The sequence below is a fragment of the Syntrophales bacterium genome (assembly GCA_035363115.1).
GTDB lineage: Bacteria > Desulfobacterota > Syntrophia > Syntrophales > PHBD01 > PHBD01.
The window spans coordinates 139,356-164,615 of record DAOSEM010000002.1 but is presented as its reverse complement, the minus strand read 5'-3'; the positions used below and the strand labels follow the sequence as shown (position 1 = coordinate 164,615).

Here is a 25,260-nt window from a genome sequence, read left to right as displayed (position 1 = left end):
CTGCGGCGGCTTTCCGCCGTCACCGCAGTGTCATGTACGATCATTCTTCTGTTCCTCCCTCCGCTCGCGGGCGGCCGTGGTTGATTGTTTCCAGGAGCATCCGCCGGACCTTCGGCGACAGGACCTCTTTTTCCGGGAACGGCGGATCAGGACCCGGCCGCCCCGCCGAATTCGAAGACGAAGTCCCCCTCGCAGGTGTCCCCCGACCGCATCCGGCAGCCGGTGATCTCCGGAGTGGCCCTGTACTTCAGGCCCAGGGCGTCGAACCAGCAGGCCAGCCGGTAGATGACCCCGCACTCGTATCGATCGATCGCCCCGATCCGAACCATCCCCTTGTAGGCGAAGCAGTTCTTCGGCGCGAATTCCCAGTGCAGGGTGTTCTCGCGGTCCGTATCGAACCTCCCGTTCATGAACGGCGGGACGCAAAGCCTGGCAGCACCGGAGAAGAATTCCCGGAATTCCTCGAAGGTCTCCATTTTCTCCGCGGTAAAGCCCAGGGCCTTTTTCATCCTGGCCATCTCCAGGGGCGCCATGGACCGGATCGCCGCCTTGTTGACCCGGTTGGCCGTTTCGATGCCGCATTCCCGGAAGCAGTTGTAGAACCACATCCCGTCGTGGGTCATCCAGGAGCGGTTCAGAAACTCGATGATCTCGTCCTTCGTCATGCGATCGACGACACTGTTCATGACGGCACCTCCCCGATCGTCCGTTCGGTTCCAGGTCCTGTCCGGTCCCGGGAGGGAGACATTCCCTTCCCTTCTACTTCCTTTCCGCAAGGTGGCGGTCGATCATCTCGCCCACGATCCTCGCGGTTTCACCGGTGATCCGCAGGCACTCGCCGTATTTTTCACTGCTGTGGAAATTTCTCGCCTGTTCCCTGTCGCTCCAGTCCACCCCGATCAGGTCGCGACAGAGGATGCTTCCCCGGCCGATCTCCTCCTTGAAACACTGCAGAAATTGCTGCGAATACGCCCACATCAGGGGGCTCTCCCGCTCCTCCTCCCGGCTGCGGCTGAACATCAGGCCGAACGCGGCGAGGGCGCCGATCACGCTCCCGCATACCTCGCCCGTGGCCGCCAGGCCCGCCCCGAAGGGCCCCATGGCCCGGATCAGCCCCTCATCCACCTCCCGCCCCAGTTTTTCCTGCGCAACCGCAAGAACGGCCTGGCTTCAATGGAACCGCTTCAACATGATCTGGACGGCCTTGTCCCTCATTTCATCCGGCGTCATGGCACCCTCCGTTTTCCTTGCGGGAGAAAAAGGGTCAGCCTCCCCTTTCCGGCAACCCCTTTTCCCCCAGGGTCATCGTGACCGTGGGGATTCCTGCGGGATTCAGGCCCGCCGCGGCGGAATCCGCGAACCCAAACTGCAGGTACAGCCTCCTGGCGGGAACACCCCCCGGGATCGTTTCATCGAACGTGGTCACCGCAATCGGCCGGCTCCGATCCAGGCGTCCGATCGCCTCGGACAGCAGGGCCGCCCCGATCCCGTGTCCGCGGGTCGTTCGGGAAACGGCAAGCCAGAGGATCTCGTTCGCCTCTTTCGAAATGACAACACCTCCACGAAATACACACCGGCCGTCCTTGTCCGTCTCCGAGACGCAGAATGCCCGCTTCTCCTCAATCGCCCGCTTCAAGCCTTCGCGGAAGGCCGCATCGTCCACCATGGGGCCGAACAGCGGCTCGACCTCCCTGGCCAGATCGAGCCAGCCGATGAAGTCGTCCGGCGTCGCTTCGCGCACTCTTTCCCGGTTTTCCATGTCTGACAGGATCACACCGGCCCGCGACGGGCCGCTCAGCGGCGCACAGTCCGCTCGAAAAACCCCTTCTCGAAGGCGATGACTGTCATCAGCTCGCTGTTCACGTCGATCGTGACGATCACGGGGAGTCCGGTGTCGTCGTCCTTTCCAGACAGGCGGACGGCGGTCCCTCTCCCTCCCGACAGGGTGAAGCCATTCTCCTGCAACCGTCTCGCCGTCTCGATGGCGAGGTCCCCCTGGAAGATGAAGGCGATCCCGGCCAGCGTCTCCCCCTTCTCGTAAATGCAGCCCGCGCTCACCAGGGGGCTCGCGCCGGTGACCCGGTACAGCTCGATCTTCAGGGGACCCATGGACGCCACCTCGCCGGGCGCTCCCAGGATGGAGAGCACCCGGGCCTTGGGCATGAGGACGCTGACCCGGTCGAGGGCGGCGAGATCCACCGCCGAGGCTGTCGCCGCCGGGACAAGGATCAGGATGACCCACAGAATCGACCATGTTTTCTTGAACATTCACAATTCCCTTTCCCTGTGGCAGGGTGCGGATGTGCCCGTTGCCACAGGGTGCCCTACTTGAACAGCGTGTCGATGACGTCGACCAGCCCCGCGGGATCGATGCCGACGCCGACCGAAGTGCTCGATTTTTCCGTGACCCTCGTCCCGTCCGGCTTAACGTAAGTCCTGGACGAAGAAGAGGTCTCCACTCTCTTTTCGACGGGCTTCGTGTGGGTCAGCGCCGCGCCGGCTCCCGACCGGAAGACCTCGCGGGCAAATTTCCCGTCATCCATCCCCGGGGCTTTGCGGGAACCTGCCGGCTGTCGCTCCATTGCGGCACCGGCGGTCGAGCCGGACGGGAAGGAATGGCTCCTTCCGGCACCCCCCAAGGGCGTCAGGGTCATCGCGACCGCCGGCGGTGCCAGGACATAAGCCTCTCCCGTCTCCTCCTGCTCGGAGAGCGACATCATGCCGGCACCAATCCCCATGCCGGCATTCCCGAAAAAGAGGCCAGAATCGATGCCCGATTCAATCGCCTTCAGGTAGGACTTGTCTCTCTGGTACCGCCTCTCGACCACCACGTCCTCCTGGCGGTAATTCTCCTTGACCAGGGTCAGGATGTGGCTGCGGTTCCGGTCCAGCGCGACGCTGGCGGGCGTCTCCCCCACGAGCTGCCCGTCGGCGTAAATTTTCGCGCCCATCGGGTTGGTGGATACAGGAATGTCCTGCTTCAGGACCGGGCTGCTGCATCCGCCTGCCAGCAGGACGGCCGAGGCTGCCATGACAGCCAGTCGCATTGGAATTTTCATCGGTTCCTCAACTCCTTCGGATGCCTGTCCGCCTCTCCCCCGGAGGGAACGGACCGGGCAGGAGGCTGTATGCTTTACACGACGACCCCGTCCGCCCGGGTGCCGCTGATGACAATGGCCCGGTCGGTGTCCCGGACGGACTCCGCCGCCGGGCAGTTGAGCATCGGACGCCCCTCGCGGACGACCCCGATGACCGTGTGGCCGTTGGCAAGGCCCCACTTGACGAGCTCCCCGTACTCCCAGCGCTCCATTTTCCGGATGGGCACGAAGTAGATCTGGTGTCCCCCGAGGTCGCTGACCAGGTCCTTGATGACGTCGTGGATGCCGGGATCCTGAAGCTCCTGGATGATCAGGCCCGCGGCCAGCTCGGCGGCACAGACGACGCTGTCGGCTCCGGCCAGGCGCAGCTGCTCGATCTTCTCCGCGCTGACCGCCTCCACCACGGAAAAAATCCGGGGATTCAGGTTCTCGATGACGAGGGTGACGGCCAGGTTCCGGTCGTCGGAATGGACGTCCGCGGGGTCCTTCGACAGGACGATCACGTGGCTTGCCCCGGCGACATTCGCCCGCCGCAGGATCTCCTGCCGGGTCGGATCGCCCCGGAGGAACAGGACGCTCCGGGCGTGAAGCTCCGCCGGAAGCTCCTCCAGGGTGTCGTCGACGAGGCAGATGTCCCGGTCCCGCGTCAGCGGGTCCGCCTTCAGCTCCCGGACGAGTTTCAGCACCTTGTCGATCTGGTTGTAATTGACGATCAGGACATGGTTTTTCGCAGTGATGTCGATCATCCCTTTCAGCCTCCTGGAACGGGTTTCAATGATGGTCCCGGCGATCTCGGAGATCAGGTATCCCAGGAAACCGATGCCGAAGACCATCGCCGGCACGCCGACGAGATATCGCCCTCCCGGCGTCAAGGGGAATACGTCCCCGTAGCCGACGGTGGCCATGGTCACCAGGGACCACCAGAGGGCGTCCAGCCAGTTCAGATCGGGTTTTCCCGGAAGCTCGAAGTACAGGAACCCCGAGGAGGTGTACCAGAGGAGCAGGACGAAGAAAGCGGCGGCCTTGACCTTCATGTTCAGCGCAGCCAGGGTCCGGCCTCTTCTCCAGAATCGCAGGAGGATCTGATACACCGTCAGTCTCCTTTCGTCCGTTCCGCGTCCCAGAGGCTCTTCAACTGGCCGGAACGAAGGGCGAGCTGCCGGTCCGCCCAGAGCCCCTCCTTGTCCTGCATGGCCTTTTCCTGTGCCAGCAGATAGGGGCTCATCCTGGAGAAGGGATATTTCGTGTAGGCCAGGGACAGCCCGCGGGCGATCATCTCCATTCCGACATCGGCACTGTCCCTGTGCAGATAGGCGAGAAGCCGCTTCCGGGAGTCATACTTCAGCTCGTCGAAGACGATCTCGACATCCCGGTTGCGCAGGGCCCGGTCCAGGTGGAGAAAGGCCTGCCGGGCCGCAGGCCTGACTACGGGATCGTCGGCGGTCGTGTCGTAGGAGTAAATCCCGAGAAGCCGGACCCTCACGGACTCTTCCCCCGTCCGGACGGTCACCTCGTCGCCGTCGATGATGTTCGTGACAACCCCGGTCTGGCCGCTCCGCAGGCCTTGAGCGGCTGCGCCGGATCCCAGGCCTTTCTTGAAGGCGGTCACCTGGACCGTGAAGAAAAGAGAGGCTCCGAAGAGGACGATGACGATCGCGACGAAGAGGTTGTAAAGGTGGTTTCTCATGTTCACGGCCCGGATGACACGAGGGATTCCCCCGTGAACGGGGGCTTCCCGGCCATCGCTATTTCTTCTTCATTCCCGCCGCGATCTGCTTCGCCCTGTTGAACGCGGGGGTATTCGTGACGGCGTTCCGGTCGGGGCTCTTCGCGGCCAGCTCGTTCATCTGCCGCACCCTTTCCTCGCTGGGGGGGTGCGTGCTCAACGCGTCGGAGAGGCTTTTGGAGACGGCTCCCTCCCCCTGCTTGGACTTTTTTTCCATGACGAGGAGCTTTTCGTAGAATTTCCCGACCTGATCCTTGTCATACCCGGCGGCGACGGAGTACCGGAACCCGAGGCGGTCCGCCTCCATCTCGTCTTCCCGGGAGTTCACCAGGAAGGTGTATTTCTGCGCCAGCATGCCGCCCCCGGCGCCGACCACCCCGCCCACTGCAGCTGCCTTGGCGAGGCAGGCCGTGTCGCCTTTTTCGCAGATCAGGACACCCAGGCCGAGGCCGGCCGCTGCGCCCACCACGGCCCCACCCGTCGCATACAGCCACGTTTTCTTCTGGGCCTTCTCCATTGCGAACATCCGCTCCGCCGAGTGCCTGGCAACGACATGGCCGACCTCGTGGGAGATGACCCCGGCCAGTTCCGCCTCGCTGGACGCCATGGCGATCAGGGGCGCCGTCACGAAGATTGTTCCCGCCGGCATCGCGAAGGCATTGACGTCGACGACGTCGACGACGGTGAAGGTATAGTGGTAGGGATTGCCCTCCAGGTTGTTCGCCCGGACGATCTTCGCGCCCAGGCCGGACACATACCGCTGGAGCTCGTCGTTTTTCGCCGGCGGATAGTCTTTGACCATCTTGGGCAGGGCTTCCTGCGTCAGCCGCCGCTCGTCTTCCACAGTCAGGCTGGTTTCCTGCCCCACGTTGCTTCCCTCGCGGTAGCGCGAGCTGTTCGTGGGGGCACAGGCGACGGTCAGAACGACCAGCAGCACGACCAGCAGGGTGAGGTTCCTTTTCATGATACACACCTCCCGGCGCGGCAACGCGCCCGATTCCTGTCGGTGATTCGTCCTGTTACCCGATTCATGCGGCCTGTCACTGGTTATCCCCGACCGGGACCGTCCTGTCAAGGTTTCGATGCACTCCCGGGAGGCCGGGTCTCGGCCGATTCCCGCTACCTGGTCCCGCCCCCGGAGGACTTCTTCTTTCTTCCTTTTTTCCGGAGCCGCGCCTCGTGCTCCAGGATCATCGCCCGCAGATCGGTCTCCCGGCCGGAGAGGCCGGCGGGCCCGGCATAGTCGTCTCTGTCGACCCGGATCACCTCGATCTCCCGGTTCAGGAACTGCCGGATCTCGTCCAGGAGCGGCTTCTCCCCGGCGCTGCAGAGCGAGAAGGCCACTCCCTTCTTCACGCCCCGCCCGGTCCGTCCCACCCTGTGGACGTAGTTCTCCGCCCGCTCCGGCAGATCGTAGTTGATGACGAAATCGACGCCGGGGACGTCGATCCCCCGCGCGCTGACATCCGTGGCGACAAGGATGCCGCATTCCCCGTCCCGGAAACGCTTCATGACGGCGGTTCGCTCGTCCTGGTCCTTGGCGCCGTGAATGGAGAGCGCGGGAATCCCGGCCCTCTCCAGGACCTTCACAACCCGCTCCGCGCGGACGCGGGTCCGGACAAAAACAATGAGCCTGTTGTCGGGGTGCTCCCGGACGAACCGCTCCAGGAAAAACCGCTTGTCGTCCATCTCCACGAACACGACCGCGTGGGAGACGTTTTTCGAAACGGGATCGTCAGGAGAAAACTGGATTCGGATGGCGTTGCTTTTCACCTGTGAAAACGCAAGCTTCTTGATCTCCGGGTTGATGGTGGCCGAGAAGAACAGGGTCTGGTGCGGCCGGGTGAGTTTTTTCTTCACCGACTGGATATCCCGGATGAACCCCAGGTCCAGCATGCGGTCGGCCTCGTCGAGGACGAGCGTGTCGATGCCGTCCAGGCGGAGGTGTCCCTGATGGATGAGGTCGAACATCCGGCCCGGGGTCGCCACGAGGACATCGATGCCGCCCTGGAGCCGCCGGACCTGTGAATCCTGCTCCACGCCGCCGTGGAGCGCAAACGCCTTCACGCCGGTGTGCCGGGCAAGGCTGGTGAATACCTCCCCGATCTGCAGGGCCAGCTCGCGGGTCGGCACCATGACAAGGCACCGGATGCCGCCGGAGCGCCGGCTGCTCCTGGTGCGCTGGATCCGGTCCACAATGGGGATGGCGAAGGCCGCGGTTTTTCCCGTTCCCGTCTGGGCGACGGCCAGGACGTCCTCCCCGTTCAGGATGGAGGGAATGGCCCGGAACTGGATGTCCGTCGGTTTCCGGAAGCCCAGACGGGCCAGGTTTTCCTTGATCTCCTCGGAGATGCGGTACGTCTCGAATTTCATGGTCCCTCCCGGACCGGGCGCCGCCAATGGATCAAAGCGAACCGCCGTTTTATCATGTGTGGAGTCCGTCTCACGGAAGGCCGCCTCCACCGACGGATGCCACAGCGCCGGCGATGGCGGATCCGATTCCCGATCCGTCCCTCGTGAGGACGAGCCGGACTGCCGCCGCCCGGCTGCCGAGGAGGTCGTCCAGGGTCTTCGAGATTCCGGCCCGGTATCCCGGGTTGTGCTCGAACAGCGCCCCGTCGATCGCCACGGCGTGGCCGGCTTTCATGTCCGGATCCATCCAGGTAAGGACGGCGGTGATGGCCGAGCCGGCAAGCCGCGCGGACCGGCCGGTGACGAGCCGTCCGATCTCGCGGATCGCCGTCCGGTCGTCTTCCCCGGCATCGCCGAGGCCGGGGGCTGTACCATCCGCCTGTGCGCCTCCGCCGGGAAGCAGCTGCTCCGTCGTCAGGCCGTACGGCACGGAGAACGCCGTTCCAGCCCCCCCCGGAAACAGGAGGCCCCTCTCCATCATCTCGCGAATGGCCAGCCGCGCGAGCTCCCCCAGGTACATCCCGGACACCATCTTCTCGAGCCGCTGCCGGCCGGGATTCGGTGAGGCTTCGTCCAGGAGGTCGTCGAAGCGGTTGGCCGTGAGCCGATGGAAATTGCCCCACTCGAGGTTGACGATCATCTCGCCGGCCGCTCCCGTCCACGGGAGCTTCCGGATCCGGTCGGCCCTTTCGGGGTAGCAGGCGTTCGTCCCCGTTCCCAGGATCACTCCCATGTCGCAGGAAGGATCGGCATAGCTCCCGGCCAGGAGTGTCCCCACGGTGTCGTTCGTCAGGGCCGCGATCCGGATGGATTCAAGCCCCCTGCTTCTCATCGCCGCGGCGAGAAGCGCCGCAACGTCCTCGCCCTCCACGCCCGGGGCCGTGAAGGCCTTCGTCCAGCCGATGAGGGTGCCCGAGACGGCGGAGCGCTGCTCCACGGGGAAGGAGAACGTGAAGGCCAGGACCGGCTCCCGCCGCCGTTCCGGGGGATGCTCCCGGAGAAAGGAGTCAACGCACCCGGCGAGGAAATCGAAGAGCTTCCGGCCGGGTCCGCACAGGCACTCCCGCGGAATCACGAACCGGCCCGCCGCCGCAACGGAAGCCCCGCCCCGCCCGTCGAGCACCACCTCCAGGACGCGGCAGTTCGTCCCGCCCAGGTCGAGGGCGAGGTAGCGGCCCCTTTCCCGGCCTGTCGGCCGGCCCATAAAGGAGGGAATCATCCGCAGGGAGCTTGGTTCTCCCACCAGGCCGCGGGCCATCTCCCCGTGGAATGCCTCGACGATGCCCCGGGCGTCGGAAACGGAGACGTCAAAGAGTTCCCCGAGACGGGCCAGATAACGCGCTCTCTCTTTTTCCAGGCTGCTGTCCACGTTTCCGCCGTTCTGCCTCTCCCGCCCGGGCGGGAGCGAAGGGAAAAGGCTCACCCTGTCAGGTCATGGAAAGAAGATGCGAGCGGAGATTGACCTTCTCCCCCGTCAGTCCGAGCTTGGTCCGGATGCTGATCCGGTGCGAATCCACCGTAACCGTGCTGACCCCCAGCAGCTCCGCGATCTCCTTGGTCCGCTTCCCTTCCCGGATCATGCCGGCCACCTGGATTTCCCTGGGAGTGAGGTTCCTGTAAGAGGACGTCAGCCTGGACAGAAACGGGGACGTGATGTCCCGCAGGTTCGACTGCAGCAGGTCCAGGAAAAGAAGCCCCTTTCTGTTCAGGCCGCAGGACCTGAGCCCGTCCAGCGTCGGGATGAGCAGCTCGTTGAGGTTCCGCTGGAGCCGCTCCTCGAGGATCTTCCGGTCTTCCTTGCTCCGGTCCAGGAGAACCCGGAGGGCCGTGTTGGCCTCCTTCAGCTCGGCCGTGCGCTCCTGGACGAGGTCCTCCAGGTTGTTGAGCGTGTTCCGCAGTTCCTCCTCCGCGTTTTTCTGCACCGTGACGTCCCGGGCCACCGAGAAGATCTCCATCCGTCCCGTCACGTCATTCCGGAAAACCCTGCCCCGGCTCTCCACCCAGCGGTATCGGCCGTCCTTCGTGCGCAGCCGGCATTCCAGGCCTCCCTGTTTCTCTTCCTTCAGTACGCCCAGGAACACGTTCCCGGCGGCGGTCCGGTCGTCCGGGTGGACCAGGTCCAGGAAGGACCCGCCGACGATTTCCTTCGGAAGGTAGCCGAGAACCGACTCGACGGCCTCGGAGACAAACAGGATGGTCCCGTCCAGGTGAAAGCGGGCGACGTAATCCATCGTGTTCTCCACCAGCAGGCGATACTGCTTTTCGCTCCGGAGCAGCTTTGCCTCGGCGGCTTTGCGGTCCGTGATGTCCCTCACGAACCCCATGATGAGCCCTCTTCCCTTCCAGTCGACGACCTTCACACTGACCTCGACGGGAATCTCGGTGCCGTCCTTCCGGACGTTCCAGCGCTCGAAGGAATGCCGCTCCTGCTTCAGGAGAGAGTCGAGCTCCGGGTTCTCCGGCTGGTTCCACTTCCCATCGATCATCCCCAGATTGGACCCGATCAATTCCTCCCGCTCATATCCGAGCATCCGGCAGGCTATCTCGTTCACGTCGATGATAATCCCATCGAAATCGTGAAGGTAGATCGCGTCGTTCGCATTCTCCACGATCAGCCGGTATCTCCGGTCCCGTTCCCGGAACTTCTCTTCGACCCGGATGCGCTCCGTGATATCACGGGCGGAGACGATGATTCCCTGGAAGTTGTCCTCCTTCCAGACCGATCGTGCGACCGTCTCCAGCCAGAGGAAGCGGCCGTCGGCGTGGCGGAAGCGGAACCTCTCCGTTTCCCGGTCGGTCTTCAGGGTTTTCCGGAAGGTCAGATGAACCCTTTCCAGGTCTTCCGGAAAGACGTAATCGAAGCTGACCGTCCCGACTATGCGGGCCGGCTCGTAGCCGAGGGTCCACCGCGCGGAGGGGCTGACGGCCCGAAAGACGCCGTCTCCGTCGAGGATCACGACGACGTCGATCATGTTCTCCAGGATGACCCGGATCTCCATTTCGCTGGCTGTCATATCGGCACCCGTCGGTTTGTCGTTTGGCGGTTCACAGCGGTCCGGCGTTCCGGACGGGGAACGTTCCGCAGCCGGTGCAATACGACAGCGGTCCATGAAAATCAATCTGGTATTGCCGCCACCGGACGTGTACCATGACGCCTGTCAAAACCAATCCTCCGGAGGGAAAGAACGGGTATGGGACTGTTGAACCTGCTCATCCGGGATCCGCTGGCATTTGTGCTCCTGGCGATCCCGCTGTTGTATTCCATCATCATCCACGAACTGGCACACGGCTGGGTCGCATGGAAAATGGGGGATCCCACCGCAAAAGCCATGGGCCGGCTGACGCTGAATCCCATCAGCCACCTCGACCCGATCGGGACGCTGATGCTGTTTCTCTTCGGTTTCGGCTGGGCAAAGCCGGTGCCCTTCAACCTCTCCTATATCCGGGACACCCGCAGGGGCCTCATCCTGGTTTCCTCGGCGGGGATCGTCGCCAACATGATCCTGGCCTTCCTCGCTTTTCTCCTGTACCGGATCCTCGATCCGCAGCCGGCCGGGACGGTCGCCACGCTTCTCTATTACATGGCGAAAATCAACATCATCCTGGCCGCCTTCAACCTGATCCCCATTCCGCCGCTCGACGGGTCGAAAATCCTCATGGGCTTTACATCCGTGAGGTTTCAGTATGCCCTGGCCCGGATCGAGCCCTTCGGATTCTTCATCATCATCGGCCTTCTCCTGCTCGGCGTCCTGGACCCGGTCATCCGCTTCTTCCAGGCGGTGATCCTGGCCCTGATCGGTTTCCTGCTTCCCTGAAGACGACGCCGGAGGGCGAACCGGCCCGAACTAGGATGTGAATCATGGGACCAACAGAAGTCGAGAAAGCCCTGAACGTCATGGAGGCGATGGGGGATCTCGAACGAGCGGTGGCCGATTTCTACCGCGCCTGCAGTGCGAAATGGCCGGAAGATCGTCCGTTCTGGTCGAACCTCGTAGACGAGGAAATCCGTCACGCCGAATTCATAGGGACCATGTCCGCCCGCCTCCGGGCGAACCCGAGGCTCTTCGAGACGGGCCGGCCGTTCAGCCTTTCCGCCATCCGGACCGTCATCGATGGAATCAAGGGGAACCGGCTCAAAGTGGAAAGGGGGGAAGTCAGCCGGAAACAGGTTCTTTTCCTGTCCCTGGATATGGAAAAATCGATCCTGGAGTCGAAATACCAGGATATTCTGAAAACCACGGATCATGAATACCTGCAAATGATCCGGGAGATCACGCTCCAGACGAACAGCCATCACCGGCAGATTGCGAACCGGGTTGAAAGGCTGCAGGATTGAATAACGGCCGGCTGGAGCGCCCCCTCCCTCCTCATCCGCTCTTTTTCCATTCGTACATCTCGTAGCCGTCGACGACCTTTCCGGAGGGGGCGAACCCGCTCCGGCCGGAAAGCGTTTCCATGACGGGCTTCGGGATGCCGACGGTGTTCCGGTCCGCGTATTTCTGCATGTGGCCCGCGATGTCGATGGCGGGATCGCTGATCGCATCGAGGGGCACGTTCTCGTCGTAGATGACGAACCCCGAGTTCACGCCGCAGCGGACAGCAAACTCGCGCCGCAGCTTCCTGACCTCCCGGTTGAATGCATCCAGATCGGTAACAACCCTCTGGGCGGCGCGCAAGGCATTGTCCACCGCCGGGAAGCAGGCCATGACCCCGTCGGGTGTCCAGGTCGACTTCAGGCATCCGTGCTCGTCCAGGATCCCGCTTACGAACTGGCGGTAGCGGGTAAAATCGTTCTGCACGACGGCCTTGTCCTCGTCCAGTTTTATGCCCGTGGAGTCAATGATATCGATCGACAGAAAGGCAAGGTCGCGCCCCTTCTCGTTGAGCCCCTTCTCCGTCTCGGCAATATTCCTGAGGATCCGGTCACGGTCTTTTTTCTTCGCTGTTTTCAGGAGGTCCAGTTGCCGGCCCAGCGCCGAGGCGCTCATCGCGTGATCGGAGATATGAAGCCGGCGCCTCATGTCGTCCACCTTCTTCCGATAGCGGTAATACTGCCCCTCGTAGAAGTAGCGGTAGCTCAGGGTGTTGAACCAGAAGGTGAACACGAACGACAGGACCAGGACGATCCACGGCGTCATGTCGTTGCCGCCGATCCGGATGGGAAACACGGCGCGGACGGGCCTGGTGACGGTCTGCTCGAGCGCGAAGGCCGCCTTGGCGTACCGATGCTCCTTTCCCAGCGATATGTTGTAGGGGGCGAGGCGCGGGACGACGATGGAATACGCGGTGGCGATCAGGATGACGGCCATTCCCAGGCTGAAGATCTGGGCGGTGAGAGACAGGCCGTAATGAAGGATGGCAGCCGGGAAATGTCTCAGGCTCACGGGGAAGTCCTTTCCTGTTTCGAGCCTCGGTGGAAAGCCCCGGCCGCGGGATGGGGTGAGCCGTTACCCGACGCGCCACGGACACGGGGAGCGCCCTCCGAAAGCTCGCGAAGAGCAGGCTTGATCTTCGCTATCGATTGCGGTGCAGGATAAGAAACGATTCCTTCCCTGTCAACTGAAATGCGTTTCCCGCGGACGGGTCTCCCCCGTTGCCTCATGCCTACAGAAACAGGGTAGAGAAGGCGATCAGGAACTGGCCCGCATAGTAGAGGGGCAGGCCGATCAGCCGGTTCAGGAATTCCGGCTTCACGAAGCGCTGGCGGGCCACGAACACGTCCGACAGGTAGAAAAGAACGGCACCGGTCAGGGCAAGGACCCGGCCGTCCACGGGCAGTTCGCTTTCTCCGGCAAGCGTGCTTGCGCCGGCGACCATGACCGAGATGACCGCGATGTAGGCCGCCACCGGGAGCGCCATTTTCCCCAGGCGGGGCCGTAGCCACAGGAAGAAGGCGCCACCGGACGGGAGGCACACCGCGGCCGCGATGACCGTCGCGAGGCCCGGAGCGGCCATGGTGAAAAACGCGGCGCTGTACAGGACGTGCCCGGTGAGGAAGGCGAGCAGGCCCGCCAGGAAAAGCCTTCTCGATGCGGAGACCAGGAAGACGTCGCCGGCCATGCAGAACAGCAGGCCGGCGAGGACAAGGGCAAAGTATCGCGGGTTCCCGTGCGGACCGGACAGGGCAGCCAGGACAAAGAGTGCCGACAGGGCGGATTTGGTCAGGAGGACCCCCCGCAGCGATTCCCGCTTCCGGAAATGCAGAAGGGACACCAGGAGAACGGTGGCCGGCAGCAGGAGGACGGCGATGGGCATCCCTTCACCTCCGTGGGAGCGGCTCCGGTACCGGGGCAACGGATGGACCCCGCATTTCCGGACGCCCGGTTCGCTGGACCGGTTGCCTCTTTCCCGCCGCAGGACCGGACGGCAGGCCCTCTCCGGACGGACCGGTTACCTGTACGGGCTGAAATCCACCCCCCGGCGGCGTCCCCGCTCGTCGAACCACGTGTCTTCGGCAAGGGGCGGGACATCGATCTCCTCACGCTCCTTGCGGACCAGCCGGATGGCCTCCGCCGGGCACGCGGTAACACAGAGCCCGCAGCCGATGCACCGCTCCCGGATAACCGCATAGGTTTCCCCCTCGTCCGAGACGGCCCCGACCTGGCAGCGGCTGTCCGCGCAAATCCCGCATCCCGTGCAGAGATCGGCGTCGATCACGGCATAATGGTGGGAGTTGACCGCCCGGGCTGCAGGCACCCCGAATTCGTTGATCGACCGGAGCACCCCGCAGCAGCACTTGCAGCAGTTGCAGATGTAGTAGTGCCCCGTCTGCACGTTGCCGGTGAGGTGCACGAGGCCGGCGTCTTCCGTCATTTTCAGGAGGGCAAAAGCCTCCTCCTTCGTCAGGATGCGGGCCGAAGGCGTCTTTTCGAAGACCCCGGGCTCCAGGGAGATGCCCAGGCAGACATGCACGGGCCGGTCGCAGGGCTTCCCCAGCAGTCCCTGTTCCTTCTTGCAGATGCATTCGTTGACCATGAACGACCGCCCCTTTTCGACGATCGCCGATACTTTCTCATAGGGCAGTGCTTCCTGGTGCGAAGGAACGGTCTCCTCCACGGCAAGGGTCTGCATCAGCTGCGGCGTGTCGGAAAAGAACTGTTTCGAAAGGTACGGCCAGTATTCCTCGTTCAACTCCGCAAACTCCCTGTCCATGCTGTCGAGCTGGAACTCGTAGATCCCGAAGACCCAGGGCAGCATCCGGAAGCGCCGGATTCCCCCGGGCTTGATCGTGAAGACCTGTCCCCTCACGGCCATGCCCATGAGGGCGCCTTTCAGGCCTTCCACCGGCATGCCGTTCCGGGCGGCGATCTCATCCACCGTCTCGAACGTCAGCCGAAGCCGGCAGAACAGCTCCGCCTGGGCGGGAGTAAATATTTTTTTGAGGAGCCGGATCTCCACTCCGCTGTCGGTCCTTGGAAATCCGTTGGGCAGCGTATCCAGCACTTCTGCAAGCTTTTCGTAGCACTCGTCCGACAAAACAGCCTCCCTTGATCGTTTATTGGTTCCGCAGCGCGGCGTCCGTTCCGCCGCATCGCCGCGGTGCACCCTCATCCCTCGGCAAAGCGCCTCCGCCAGGGTGCAAAAAGCGGAACATGGAAGATGCCCGCCGGGGCGGCGCAGACTTCCGGAATGGCGTTGATGACCGACCCCGCCACGCCGTACTGTTCGGAGCGCGTCCGGACCGTGGCATCCTCCGGCTCCACGAGGTTCATGACGATGTCGATTCCCGGTTTCCCGCGAACGGAGATCCTCCAGTGGTCGAAATTCTCGAACCCGGGCACAGAGTTTCCCATCACCCAGTTCACTTCCAGCGTGATGAACCGCCGTCCGCCGACGATCCCGTGCCAGCGGTAGTTCGTCGCCGCCACCGTCCCCGCCTCCACGGTGCCGGCCCGGGCCGTGATGTCCCCCGTTGCCACCGTCACCCGGTGGTCCGGCTCCACGCGCTCCAGCACCAGGCCCAGGCGGTGGGCCAGAAGCGCGATCACCTCGGCATACATTGCCGTGATCAGTTGCGCGACGGGTCCGGACCCGGCAGGGTCGAACCGCCCCGGATCGGAGCCCATCCCGCAGACGGTGAACACGTACTCATGATCCGGGGCGCCGCTGACATCGAAGGTCTCCCGGACGGAGATGGATTCGATGTCCGTGCAGATCCCCGTGGCCGCGGCGACGATCTTCTCCACGACGAAGCCCGGGTTCAGGCCCGTGCTGAAGAATGTCGAATTCCCCCGCCGGCAGGCCTCCTCGAACTCCGCCGCATACGCGGCACCGTGCCAGGCCGGAAAGCCGTGTCCGTTGATGGTGATCAGATTCTTGCCCGAGGCCAGGATCCGGCAGATGTCCCGGTTGTGGTGGCTGTAGGGGAACTGGATGCGGGGTGCATGGATGACCACGTCGGCGTCGAGCGCCAGGATCTCGTCGATGCTCCGGGTGGCGATCACCCCTGTCTCGCCGCGACGCGCGATCTCGCCGGCGTCAAGGCCGGCCTTCCGCTCGCTGTAGACATAAAGGCCCGCCAGTTCCAGGTCCGGGTGATCGATGACGGCCCGCAGGCAGGTTTTCCCCATGGAGCCGGTGGCCCACTGAATGACACGGTATTTCATGCGCTCCCCCCGGGAAAAGGTTTCCCCTGATATCCTTTCCGGGGAGATCGGGCAAGACAAACTTGTCCCGTCGGCCGTTTTGGTTCTTCGACGGGAAATCCAGGAACGGTCCGGGTAATGGGGAGGCCGGCCGGTTCCCGCACAGGGGGAAGGAGGGCCCGGCCGGCCGGCTTCAGGGGGTCAGGGAGTCAGGAGGTCGGGCCGTCATTCCCGGTGAACGGTCAGCCCGAGAACGGCAAAAACAAGCAGGATGAAGCAAACGCCCGAGATCAGCAGCGTCTGTCCGCTCAGCCACGAGGCCGAATCGGAGAAGATGGTGATGTCCCACAGTCTCCCCCAGTACACGAGAAAGCCGAACTGGACGATCAGGGCCAGCTTCAGGCGGCCGAAGATCACGCCGGCTGTGCTGATCAGTACGGCGGCGAGGATGCTGGAAAAGGGAACGACGACGTCCATCGACCAGATCGATTCCATGTTCCACCTCCGAATGTGCGAAAGGAGGCCGGCCCAGGAGGACAACCCGCGGGCCGGCGGGAGAATGCGGGAAGGAGATTGCCAGAAGCGGAGGGGAAAAAATGTGACGAACGTCACACAAAATCGACTTTGTGAAAATTCGGCGTGATCAGGATCCTTCGTTTCTCCAGCACGGAGATCTCCCCGGCCAGCTCCAGCCGCTTGAGGATGCGGCTGACGGTCTCCCGGGAAAGGGACGCGTAGTCCGCCAGCTCGCTGTGGGTCATCCGGAGACGGATCGCCGTGCCCCGCGCGTCCCTTGATCCGAAGCGGGACGCCATGTGGCCGAGAACCGCCCGGACCCGGTCTTCCGCCCGCTGCAGGTTCAGGACCTTGAGCATGAACCAGGAATCCCGCAGGCGCTCGCAGAGGAGGGAGATGATCTGCCGGACGGCGATGGGATTCTTCAGGAAGCGCATCTCGAAATCCGCCCGGCCGAGGAACCCGACCCGCGTATCCTCCAGGGCGATCACCCTCGCCGGGGAGGTCTTTCCATCCAGGAGGGCCATTTCACCAAAGAAATCGCCTCGCTTGTGGACGGCCAGGATCTGTTCCCGCCCCTCCTCATCGATCTGCGCGACCTTGACCCGTCCTTCGTAGATCACGTAGAGGCAGCGCGGCGTGTCCTCCTCGAACAGGATCACATCGTTCCGGCGGTAGTTCCGCTCTCCCATGACCATCCGCAGCTCCGCCACGTCCCCTCCGGGCAGGCCCTGGAAAATGGGAATTTCCTGGAGGAAAACGCTGGGGCGAATGCTCACGGCCGGCTGTTTCATCGTTGCCATTGCTGGAAAACCTCACGAACGCCTTTTGGTTGATTTCCGGGAGTTCCAATTGTGCCGCCGGTGATCCATTTCCAGGCTCTCGATCTGCCCGGCCGTCAGGATCCCTTTCCGGACGAAGAAATCGCCGAACCGGGGCTGCAGCAGTTTCTGCCAGGCCGTCAGGCGGCGCAGCTGCCCGGCGTCCATGTACCCGAGGCGGACGGCACACTCGCCGAAGCGCTCGCCGGACCGGCGTCGCTTCAGGATGACAAGAATATCTCCGCGTTCCAGCCAGCCCCACCCGCAGGCGATCATGCCGACCGGAGGCCTCTGCCTCTGCTGCCAGACCACCGCGTCGACCAGGATCCGGTGGGTAATCATGCCGGTGTAGTAGAGATAACGGCCGAAGAGGAGCCTCCCCCCGGGAATCGGCCCCGTGTGGACGTAATCCTGCACCGGGTCGCGCTTCCTTGACGCTCTCTTCCGGAACGGGGGCTCCTCACCGGGTGCGGGGGACGCCGTACGGCGCGGATTTCCTTCGATCAGGCGGAACCGGGAGGGATTCTCCAGGTAGAGGCGGAGCCGTTCAAAGGCGGACTGGACCTCCTTGAACTGCTCCTCGAGAATGCGGGATTCGACGGCCAGCGAGAGGGCGCGATCCGGGTGGGTCTCCCGCGCCCGTTTCCGATAGGCCGCTTTCAAACCGGACATCTGCAGGGAATGGTTCAGAAACTGGACGGAGACGTCGGTCTGTTTTCCAAAAAGGACATGACAGGCCTCGAACAGGTCGGTGGCGTGGATTTCGCTCTTTTGCAAGCCGGTTCCTCTTTTGCCTCTGCACAGATGGAAAAACGGGTCGGCTTCCCGGGGCAGCGTTCGCGGAAGGCCTGTTTCCCATGCCATTAAAAGAAAGCCCGTTTCCTTGTCAACGCAAAAAGCAGTCCCGCGGCCGGGATCGCAGGACCTGCCTGGTTCAGGACCGATTGGGAAAGGAAGCCGCCGTTTGCGGCAGGGAGGGGATTTGAGGGAGGGGGAGCCGCGAATCCCTCGCGGCCTGGAATGGGGAGGCCTACTTGATGCAGACCCTCCGGACCTGCCGGAAGTCGGTGATGCCCTGCAGGGCTTTCTGAATGCCGTCCTGGAGGAGCGTGGTCATCCCCTCGGACATGGCCTTGTCCCGCAGCGTCTCGACGGTCTCGCTCTTCTGGATGAGCCGTTTCACGGGGTCGCTGGCGATGAGGAGCTCGTGGATGCCCACGCGCCCCTTGTACCCGGACCGGTCGCAGAGGTCGCAGCCCCGGGGCCGGTACAGCGTCAGGTCGCTTGTGAAGGGAATGGCCAGCTCTTCAAACCGTTCCCTTCCGTAACTCTCCGCCATTTCATCGTATTCTTTCCGGTCGGGATGATAGGGCTCCCGGCATTTTTTACACAGCGTCCGGACCAGCCTCTGGGCGAGGACGCCGAGAAGGGCGTCGGCGAAGTTCAGGGGGTCGATGCCCATGTCGAGCAGCCGGATGATGGTCTCGGGGGCGCTGTTCGTGTGCAGGGTGCTGAAGACGAGATGGCCCGTCAGGGAGGCCTCCACCCCGGTCTTGGCCGTTTCGAAATCGCGCATCTCCCCCACCATGATCACGTCCGGATCGGCCCGGAGAAAGGCCCGCATCGCCGTGGCGAAGTCGAAGCCGATCTTGGGCTGCACCTGGACCTGCCTGAGTCCGTACTGGGTGATTTCCACGGGATCCTCGGCCGTCCAGATCTTCTTCTCCGGCGTGTTGATATGCCGCAGGGCCGCATGGAGGGTCGTCGTCTTTCCCGAGCCCGTGGGCCCGACCACCAGGATCATGCCGTAGGGCTTCTCGCAGATCTTGAGGAGTTCCGCATAGTTCCTCTCCAGCATTCCCATGGCCTCCAGGGGCAGCGTTTCTCCCTTGGCGAGAAGCCGCATCACGACATCCTCGACCCCTCCCTGGGTGGGCAGCGTCGCCACACGGAGCTCAATCTCGTCTCCCGGGGAGCGGCGGAACTTGATCTTGCCGTCCTGGGGTATCCGCTTCACCGTGATGTCCAGGTTGGACATGATTTTGACGCGCGACACGAGAGCGGCCCGATAGTTGAAAGGAACGGTCTGGTACACCGAGCAGTCGCCGTCGACGCGGAAGCGGACCTCCACGTTCTTCCGGCCGATGTTGGGTTCGATGTGGATGTCCGACGCCCGCCGGCTGACGGCGTCATTGATGATCTTGTTTACGAGCAGCATGATCGCGCTGTCCGACTCCGTGACGGCTTCTTCCCCGTCCTCACCATCCTCCTCATCCGCACCGTCCAGTCGGCCGATGATATCCGAAATCGACGTTTCATCCCCGTGGACCTGGTAGAAATAGTTGATGAACCGGGAGATATCCTCCGGAAGGGCCACATCATAGCGGATGTCCTTTGTCCTCAGGAGGTTTTCGATCATGTCCCGCTTGATGATGTTGTCCGGGTCGCTCACCAGGATGTGGACGGTTCCGTCGGTCTTCTCGATGGGCACCCAGAGTTCCCGGAGCAGGTATTCCTTGTTGAGCCTGCTCAGGAGGTCCGCGGGGATGGGGAACCGGTCGCTGAACTGGACAAAGCTGCATCGGAAATGCTCCTCCAGCGACGTTCCGAGTTCCTCCTTCGGGATGCCGTGTTTGCGCATCAGGAGGCTTTCCACGGTCTCCTTCTGCTCCCGGGCTTCCTCCCAGGCATGATCGAGCTCTTCTTCCTTCAGAAATCCTTTCCGGATGAGGGAGTCGAAACGCGTTTTTCTCCGGCGGGCATAGCGTGCGTGGTTGGAGAGCGCGATGGCGAGGACTTCGGAAATCTCCTGGAGCAGCACGGGCTCCTCGTCGATGAACCGGCCGTCCCGCCCGGGCTTGTTGATCACCTCGATGACGCCGATGACCTCGCCCTCGTGAACGATCGGCGCGGCCATGACCTGCTTCAGGCGGACGTTCGACCGGGCGTCCCGGTCAACCGCAAGCTCCAGCCCCTTGCAGCGGCTCTTCATCTCGGCCTGGTCATGCACGTCGGCGATGTTGATCAGGAAGCCCGTTTCGGCCACGTACCCGGGAATCGTCCGGTTGTTGACGGCCATCCTCTGTTCCCGGAACAGGCGCCCGGCTTTGGTGGTCGTGTAGATTTCCCTTCGCTGCCGGTCTACGGCATAGATGTTCACCGCTTCGACGCGGAAAAGATCCACAATCCGCCTGCTGCAGTCGGTGAATATCTGCGCCACGCTCTGGGAGGCGTAGATTTCGTTCGTGATGTCCTGCAGCTCGTTCTGGAGGCGGAGGATCTCTTCCAGTTCGTTGATTTCATTGAAGGGGACGTCCTTGCCGACGGGATGGGATCCCTGGGACGGCAGCGGATGGATGGACTCCGCAACAACGGACGACGTCATGGAAGCCGGGCCTTATCGATACGGACAGGCTCCACCATGGCCCGGACGACTCCCGGCGGCTCCTGGATGAACACGATCATGAACGGTGTCTCGCCTCCCGGGGGGACCTCGCCGTTCGCCTGCGGACCGGACTGGGCGGCCGAGATAGCCAGATGGAGATCCGCTTCTCCAAGGGTCTCCAGCTGATCGGCGGTCAACCCGCTCCCGCAGGAAACCATCCGCGCCGTCACGAGCATGCCCCGGGCATCATAAAGCTCGCCGCGGATCCGGATTCCCGAGATGCCTGCATGCCCTCTGTTGAACGCCGTTCCCTCGACAACCCTGATTTCCCGGCCGAGAGCCGCATTTCGGACGAACCGGTGCCGCAGGTTGACAACCCCCACCTGCTCCGCCACGGGATTCCGGACCGGACTTCCAACCTCCAGGTATTGGCCTGCGAAGGGGACGTTCACAGACAGCCAGCGGACCAGTGCCTGCCCGTCGGCGGGCCTGACCAGGAAATAGCCGAGAGCGGAGAGGGCCAGAGCAAGGCACAGGAGCAGGCCGATCAGAACCGGTCTCGGCCGGGACGTTCCACGGCCGGCAGACGGGGCCGAACCGCTCTCCGGCTTCGTCTTCTCCTCCCCGATGTCCGCCGCCGTCTGCAGGGACAGTCCGTTCTCGGCGGCCGCCTCTTCGATGGTTTTCCTGTCGATCCGCAGGGTCCGGTCCATTTCCGGTATGTCCCTGCGCTCTTCCGGCTCCTCAGGCAGCCGGCCGGCCGGCTGGAATTCCACGAATGCCGGCGGGGCCTGCTTCACCGCGAGTTCCGGCGGCTCTTCCCGTTCGCTTTCCACAGCGGCCTCTGCTGGATCCGGAACCGGCTCCTGCAATGCCTCCGCCTCGGGCATGACAGGCGCCATTGTGGTCTCCATTTCCAGTTTCGGGACCGGCGGCTCCTCCTGTCTACCTTCCACGGCGGCCTCTGCCGCATCCGGGACGGGCTCGTACAACGCCTCTTCCTGCAAAAGGGATAAGGGTTCCGAAGCGTCCGTTTCCGGTTTCTGCAGGGGCACCCCCTTATTCTTGACCGGAACGGTGATGTCGAATTTCCCGAAAATTGCCGGATACGGCGTCACGGGCGTAACGGGATCGACGGGATCGGGCGGCTTTATGTCCTCCATCAGCAGCGAAGGGCCTGCGGCTGAGAATGTGGATAAAAACGCCTCCAGTTCCTGCTTTTCACGGACCAGATCGAATGTCTCGTTCGGGATGTTCATCTCTGCCTTTCCACTCCATGGAATCCGGTGTACCGCCGGCCCCGGGCCCATCGGAACGAATCCGGCGCCCGGCCCGCCGTTCAGGCCTTCATAGCCTTGATACCCTGCACGGCCGCATCCGGAACGGTGATCCGGATGACGTCGCTGCATTTCCTGCAGACCCGGATGATGACGGATTCCCTGATCTCGTCGGGTTCGATAACGATTCTTTCCCCGCACTCCTCACAGAAGACAATCACGTCTCGACCACTCTCTTCATCAGCATTTCAAGGTTCGCCTGCCGGCGCGACCGGCCCCTTTCTTTCCAGACCCTGCTTCCCCGTCAAAGGACCGTGCCTTCTTTCGGGTGCGATGATCCTTTGCCCCCCAGCCCCAGTTCCGCCCTCAGCACTTCGAACTCGCTCAGGATCATCTTCCGGACCTCTCTCCGGATCTCCTCCAGTGCGCATGCGAAGGCATCGTGCGGGTCCATGGCCTTCACGGCCTCGCAGAAATCCGGACCGGCATCTTCTTCCCTCTCGGGGTGTTGCTCCGATTCGCATTCTTCGGTCGTCAGCAGCGCGGCAACGGAAACCGGGAGGCCGGCCGCCGCGGGCCCGACATCCTCTTGTCCGGGCACCGGAACCACCTCGGCCACAGGCTCCCGGCTGTCTCCGGCGACAGGGACCCGTTCCTCCCCGGCGGCCGCCCCCGCGCAGGAGGAAAGGTCAATCTTCTCCACCCAGTTCCTGTACTTCCCGATATCGGCCACCAGGACGGCCCGCTTTGACTCCTCCGCCATGGCCTTCGAGAGGACGACCCGTTCCAGGTCGTCATATACGGAGAACAGCAGCTTCACCGACTCCGTGTGGGAGTCCCCCTGTTTAACCTGGATGTAGCGCTCCAGGAAACGAAGGATCCGGAGGAAGCCGAGAACGGTGCGCTCGTGGCGGTACAGCTCCTGCAGTCCGTTCAGCTCCCTGTCCAGCTTGCCCAGAATGGCATCGCTGATTTCCCATTCCAGCGACAGAATGATGCTTTTCAGCGTCTTGACCGGCGAGAACAGGGCCGGTGTAACCGCCTCGATATCGCCGAAAATCTGCTCGAAACGCCTGTCTCCGTCTTCGGTCGCGTCGGAGTCCGTCGATCCGGGAGCCGGTTCGATTTCCTCGAGACAGGGATGGGCGGCACCGGATTCCGCAGTCGGATCCGGCGTTTCCACCTCGAGAAGGATGTGATAGCGCCTGTCCCGATCCGTCTCCGGGGATTCGGCATCGCCGCTCAGACGCTCGTCCATCATGTCCGGAACCGCCGCCGAATCCCCGTCCCCTGCGGCCTCCAGTGGAGTCTCCGCGCTGATTCCATCCAGAATGGCCCTGGGATCGACGGGATCCGGTCCCGCATTCCGGCCGCGGTCCACGGAATCAAGGCCGATTCCGAACAGGACGTCGAGGCGGTTTTCCACTTCCCGAACGAATGAAGATTCTTTCATCACCAATCCCCGTTCTCCAGCTCCTTTTCCAGGGAGGCCATGGTCAGCGAGATGATCTTTTTCAGGGTCACAACGACGTTGTCTCCCTCCACGGCACTGGCTTCGAATGACGGCGCTTTCAATACGCCGTTGAGATCCCGGTCCAGGGTCTCGACATCCAGCACGTCGATTCCCTGCTTTGCCAGGTCCCGCTTGTTGTACTGGATGACCAGCGGCATCTCGAAAATGTTCTTGTTGTAGAGGGCGAGGTTCTCCTGGAGATTCATCAGGGACGCCACGTTCTTGTTTCTTCGCTCCGCTTCGGAATCGGCGACGAACACGACGCCGTCCACCCCCTTCAGGACGAGCCGCCTCGTCGAGTTGTATTTCACCTGGCCCGGCACGGTGTACAACTGGATTTTCACGTCGTACCCGGCGATCTTGCCGATGTCGAAAGGAAAGAAATCAAAGAAGAGGGTTCGGTCGCCCTGCGTCTTGACCGTCACCATTTCGGAATTGATCTGCTCGCGGCACCGGCTGTAGATGTATTCCAGGTTCGTCGTCTTGCCGCATCTTCCGGGACCGTAATAGACAATCTTGGCCTGGATGACCCGATCCTTCAGGTTGATGAATGCCAACGTCCGCTTCCTCCCTGCCCGACACCTTCCGCGCTTTGCCTGCCCAGCCTGGTCCGGCCGGGTGATCCTGTTTCCTAATCCAGAACCCGGGACAATTCCTGGATGACCTGGGCCATCTTCAGCCTCAGAAATCCAAGGGTTACCTCGTTGTCAAAGATGTTGACCAGCAGGAACTCTTCGTTCACCCTGCTGAAATAGATGCTCTCTTTCTGCCCCTTGTGAAAGAGGAGCGAGAATTCTTCCTCCCCGACGATCCTGGCCATGCTGCACATCGCGCCGAAATTGGCCGCAGCGAGCGCGGCCAGCGAATACATGTCCCGCGTCGCCTGCCCGTTGTCGACCGTCACGATGATGTTGCCGGCCATATCGATCAGCATGGTGTTCTGGACACCCGACCCGATCAGGTTCTTCTGCAGGGTATCCTGGATCCTGTCGAGGTGCTGACTGCCGAGGATCAGGCTCATGGCGACATCTTTCCCGGGCGGTGGCCGCCCGCGTGCATGCGTTTCTCCATCATCCTCTCAACTCTCGTTGATGCGCGGCCGTTCCGTCGGCGCCCTCCGCCGCGGCGTCGGCCGTGTGCGGTACGATCCGCGGGCGGAGCGTTCCACCCAGGGGCATCCGTGCCGCGGCCTGCCGCGGAAAGGCGCGCATCAGTGGCTGATGGTGTTCAGGTTGCTCCGATCGAGGATCAGGTTGGCGGTTTCCTTCAGTTTTTTCACCATCTCCTCGGTATCTTTCATCTGGGCCGCCATGGACTGGGAAATCCCCGTCCTGGTCGCCAGCTCCATACGTCCCTTGAGACCCGCCTGCTCCATGACGATCTCAAAGATCCGGACCATTTTTTCTCCCATCGCCCCTTCCTTTCGACTCTCTAGGAAACGACCGCATCTTCGAATGCGTTGATGATGCTGGGCAGAACGATATTCAGAAGCAGCCCCAGCTTGACCTGTTTCTTGTTGACGACGATCGCCCACTGGTAGTCGCCGAAGGGGATGGCCAGGATGCCCATGTTCCCGGCGACGTCGATATAATAGTACTGGCCCAGCTCCACCGGGTAGGTCTTGAGGCCCTCCCGGATGGACACGGTGATTTCATTGAGCAGCGTGGCCCCGGCCGTATTGGACCGCTCCGTCGCCACCAGCACCTGCCCGTCCTCCGTTGAGACGATGCTCGACGCAAGCAGACCGTCCCCCAGGTCTTTCTTCAAGCCTTCCAGACAACCATTCAATTTCTGTATGTTCATTACGCCTCCCCTTTAGAATGTTGGATTCTCCTGCTGTACAATTCCCCGATTCCCGTCGATTCGGGAATGCCGTCCCGTCCCCCGCTCACGGATCCTTCATCCGGACGGATCGCCCCGGGGCGGG

27 protein-coding genes and 1 pseudogene are annotated in these 25,260 nt (G+C 62.9%); 2 read left to right on the top strand and 26 right to left on the bottom strand.

The window, feature by feature from the left end; translation table 11 throughout:
• Nucleotides 1-146 precede the first annotated feature (146 nt).
• The 11 genes and pseudogenes from PLO63_06245 to PLO63_06195 form a co-directional block, all read right to left on the bottom strand.
• Nucleotides 147-686 (bottom strand): DUF6125 family protein, encoded by a 540-nt coding sequence (locus tag PLO63_06245; protein HOI73734.1) that lies wholly within the window; start codon nucleotides 684-686, stop codon nucleotides 147-149.
• A gap of 73 nt (nucleotides 687-759) precedes the next feature.
• Nucleotides 760-1,155: pseudogene (locus tag PLO63_06240) on the bottom strand (C-GCAxxG-C-C family protein).
• A gap of 109 nt (nucleotides 1,156-1,264) precedes the next feature.
• Nucleotides 1,265-1,774 carry a GNAT family N-acetyltransferase gene (locus PLO63_06235; GenBank protein ID HOI73733.1) on the bottom strand — a complete coding sequence of 170 codons (510 nt, stop codon included), beginning with the start codon at nucleotides 1,772-1,774 and terminating at the stop codon, nucleotides 1,265-1,267.
• A gap of 20 nt (nucleotides 1,775-1,794) precedes the next feature.
• On the bottom strand, nucleotides 1,795-2,268 hold the full coding sequence (locus PLO63_06230; GenBank protein ID HOI73732.1) for a hypothetical protein: 474 nt from the start codon (nucleotides 2,266-2,268) through the stop codon (nucleotides 1,795-1,797).
• Nucleotides 2,269-2,324: 56 nt separating this feature from the next.
• Nucleotides 2,325-3,059 carry a PEGA domain-containing protein gene (locus PLO63_06225; protein ID HOI73731.1) on the bottom strand — a complete coding sequence of 245 codons (735 nt, stop codon included), beginning with the start codon at nucleotides 3,057-3,059 and terminating at the stop codon, nucleotides 2,325-2,327.
• A gap of 74 nt (nucleotides 3,060-3,133) precedes the next feature.
• Nucleotides 3,134-4,189 carry an ion channel gene (locus tag PLO63_06220; protein ID HOI73730.1) on the bottom strand — a complete coding sequence of 352 codons (1,056 nt, stop codon included), beginning with the start codon at nucleotides 4,187-4,189 and terminating at the stop codon, nucleotides 3,134-3,136.
• A gap of 2 nt (nucleotides 4,190-4,191) precedes the next feature.
• Nucleotides 4,192-4,785: a thermonuclease family protein gene (locus PLO63_06215; protein ID HOI73729.1), complete on the bottom strand. Its 594-nt coding sequence runs from the start codon at nucleotides 4,783-4,785 to the stop codon at nucleotides 4,192-4,194.
• A gap of 58 nt (nucleotides 4,786-4,843) precedes the next feature.
• Nucleotides 4,844-5,788, bottom strand: a complete 945-nt coding sequence (locus PLO63_06210) for a M48 family metalloprotease (protein ID HOI73728.1) — start codon at nucleotides 5,786-5,788, stop codon at nucleotides 4,844-4,846.
• Nucleotides 5,789-5,943: 155 nt separating this feature from the next.
• Nucleotides 5,944-7,197: a DEAD/DEAH box helicase gene (locus PLO63_06205; GenBank protein ID HOI73727.1), complete on the bottom strand. Its 1,254-nt coding sequence runs from the start codon at nucleotides 7,195-7,197 to the stop codon at nucleotides 5,944-5,946.
• A 70-nt stretch (nucleotides 7,198-7,267) separates the two neighbouring features.
• Complete coding sequence (locus tag PLO63_06200; protein ID HOI73726.1) at nucleotides 7,268-8,605, bottom strand: hypothetical protein; 1,338 nt, start codon at nucleotides 8,603-8,605, stop codon at nucleotides 7,268-7,270.
• 58 nt (nucleotides 8,606-8,663) lie between these two features.
• Entirely contained in the window at nucleotides 8,664-10,250 is a 1,587-nt protein-coding gene (locus PLO63_06195; GenBank protein ID HOI73725.1) for a PAS domain S-box protein, read from the bottom strand.
• Between the two features lie 177 nt (nucleotides 10,251-10,427).
• Between PLO63_06195 and PLO63_06190 the strand changes: the two genes are divergently transcribed.
• Together PLO63_06190 and PLO63_06185 are read left to right on the top strand one after the other, a co-directional pair.
• The gene (locus PLO63_06190) at nucleotides 10,428-11,051 is read left to right on the top strand and encodes a site-2 protease family protein (GenBank protein HOI73724.1); all 624 of its coding nucleotides are present in this window, start codon (nucleotides 10,428-10,430) and stop codon (nucleotides 11,049-11,051) included.
• 44 nt (nucleotides 11,052-11,095) lie between these two features.
• Entirely contained in the window at nucleotides 11,096-11,572 is a 477-nt protein-coding gene (locus PLO63_06185) for a hypothetical protein (protein ID HOI73723.1), read from the top strand.
• A 31-nt stretch (nucleotides 11,573-11,603) separates the two neighbouring features.
• On the opposite strand, the gene PLO63_06180 is transcribed toward PLO63_06185, so the two are convergent.
• The 15 genes from PLO63_06180 to PLO63_06110 form a co-directional block, all read right to left on the bottom strand.
• Nucleotides 11,604-12,620: a hypothetical protein gene (locus tag PLO63_06180; GenBank protein HOI73722.1), complete on the bottom strand. Its 1,017-nt coding sequence runs from the start codon at nucleotides 12,618-12,620 to the stop codon at nucleotides 11,604-11,606.
• A 220-nt stretch (nucleotides 12,621-12,840) separates the two neighbouring features.
• Nucleotides 12,841-13,491, bottom strand: a complete 651-nt coding sequence (locus PLO63_06175) for a lysoplasmalogenase (GenBank protein HOI73721.1) — start codon at nucleotides 13,489-13,491, stop codon at nucleotides 12,841-12,843.
• Between the two features lie 135 nt (nucleotides 13,492-13,626).
• Complete coding sequence (locus PLO63_06170; protein HOI73720.1) at nucleotides 13,627-14,787, bottom strand: 4Fe-4S binding protein; 1,161 nt, start codon at nucleotides 14,785-14,787, stop codon at nucleotides 13,627-13,629.
• Complete coding sequence (locus tag PLO63_06165) at nucleotides 14,784-15,842, bottom strand: hypothetical protein (protein ID HOI73719.1); 1,059 nt, start codon at nucleotides 15,840-15,842, stop codon at nucleotides 14,784-14,786. The genes PLO63_06170 and PLO63_06165 overlap by 4 nt, the downstream gene beginning before the upstream one ends.
• A gap of 204 nt (nucleotides 15,843-16,046) precedes the next feature.
• Nucleotides 16,047-16,316 (bottom strand): hypothetical protein, encoded by a 270-nt coding sequence (locus tag PLO63_06160; GenBank protein HOI73718.1) that lies wholly within the window; start codon nucleotides 16,314-16,316, stop codon nucleotides 16,047-16,049.
• Nucleotides 16,317-16,429: 113 nt separating this feature from the next.
• Nucleotides 16,430-17,140, bottom strand: a complete 711-nt coding sequence (locus PLO63_06155) for a Crp/Fnr family transcriptional regulator (protein ID HOI73717.1) — start codon at nucleotides 17,138-17,140, stop codon at nucleotides 16,430-16,432.
• Nucleotides 17,141-17,152: 12 nt separating this feature from the next.
• Complete coding sequence (locus PLO63_06150; GenBank protein HOI73716.1) at nucleotides 17,153-17,935, bottom strand: J domain-containing protein; 783 nt, start codon at nucleotides 17,933-17,935, stop codon at nucleotides 17,153-17,155.
• A 253-nt stretch (nucleotides 17,936-18,188) separates the two neighbouring features.
• A complete protein-coding gene (locus PLO63_06145; GenBank protein HOI73715.1) occupies nucleotides 18,189-20,543 on the bottom strand; it encodes an ATPase, T2SS/T4P/T4SS family in 2,355 nt (784 codons plus the stop codon).
• Nucleotides 20,540-21,802, bottom strand: a complete 1,263-nt coding sequence (locus PLO63_06140; GenBank protein ID HOI73714.1) for a DUF3426 domain-containing protein — start codon at nucleotides 21,800-21,802, stop codon at nucleotides 20,540-20,542. The genes PLO63_06145 and PLO63_06140 overlap by 4 nt, the downstream gene beginning before the upstream one ends.
• Nucleotides 21,803-21,882: 80 nt before the next feature.
• Nucleotides 21,883-22,041, bottom strand: a complete 159-nt coding sequence (locus PLO63_06135; protein ID HOI73713.1) for a hypothetical protein — start codon at nucleotides 22,039-22,041, stop codon at nucleotides 21,883-21,885.
• Nucleotides 22,042-22,124: 83 nt separating this feature from the next.
• Complete coding sequence (locus PLO63_06130; protein ID HOI73712.1) at nucleotides 22,125-23,273, bottom strand: hypothetical protein; 1,149 nt, start codon at nucleotides 23,271-23,273, stop codon at nucleotides 22,125-22,127.
• On the bottom strand, nucleotides 23,273-23,890 hold the full coding sequence (locus tag PLO63_06125; protein ID HOI73711.1) for a GTPase domain-containing protein: 618 nt from the start codon (nucleotides 23,888-23,890) through the stop codon (nucleotides 23,273-23,275). Before PLO63_06125 ends, PLO63_06130 begins: the two co-directional genes overlap by 1 nt.
• Nucleotides 23,891-23,964: 74 nt before the next feature.
• On the bottom strand, nucleotides 23,965-24,354 hold the full coding sequence (locus PLO63_06120; protein HOI73710.1) for a roadblock/LC7 domain-containing protein: 390 nt from the start codon (nucleotides 24,352-24,354) through the stop codon (nucleotides 23,965-23,967).
• A 189-nt stretch (nucleotides 24,355-24,543) separates the two neighbouring features.
• On the bottom strand, nucleotides 24,544-24,744 hold the full coding sequence (locus PLO63_06115) for a hypothetical protein (GenBank protein HOI73709.1): 201 nt from the start codon (nucleotides 24,742-24,744) through the stop codon (nucleotides 24,544-24,546).
• Between the two features lie 20 nt (nucleotides 24,745-24,764).
• Nucleotides 24,765-25,136, bottom strand: a complete 372-nt coding sequence (locus tag PLO63_06110; GenBank protein ID HOI73708.1) for a hypothetical protein — start codon at nucleotides 25,134-25,136, stop codon at nucleotides 24,765-24,767.
• Nucleotides 25,137-25,260 lie beyond the last annotated feature (124 nt).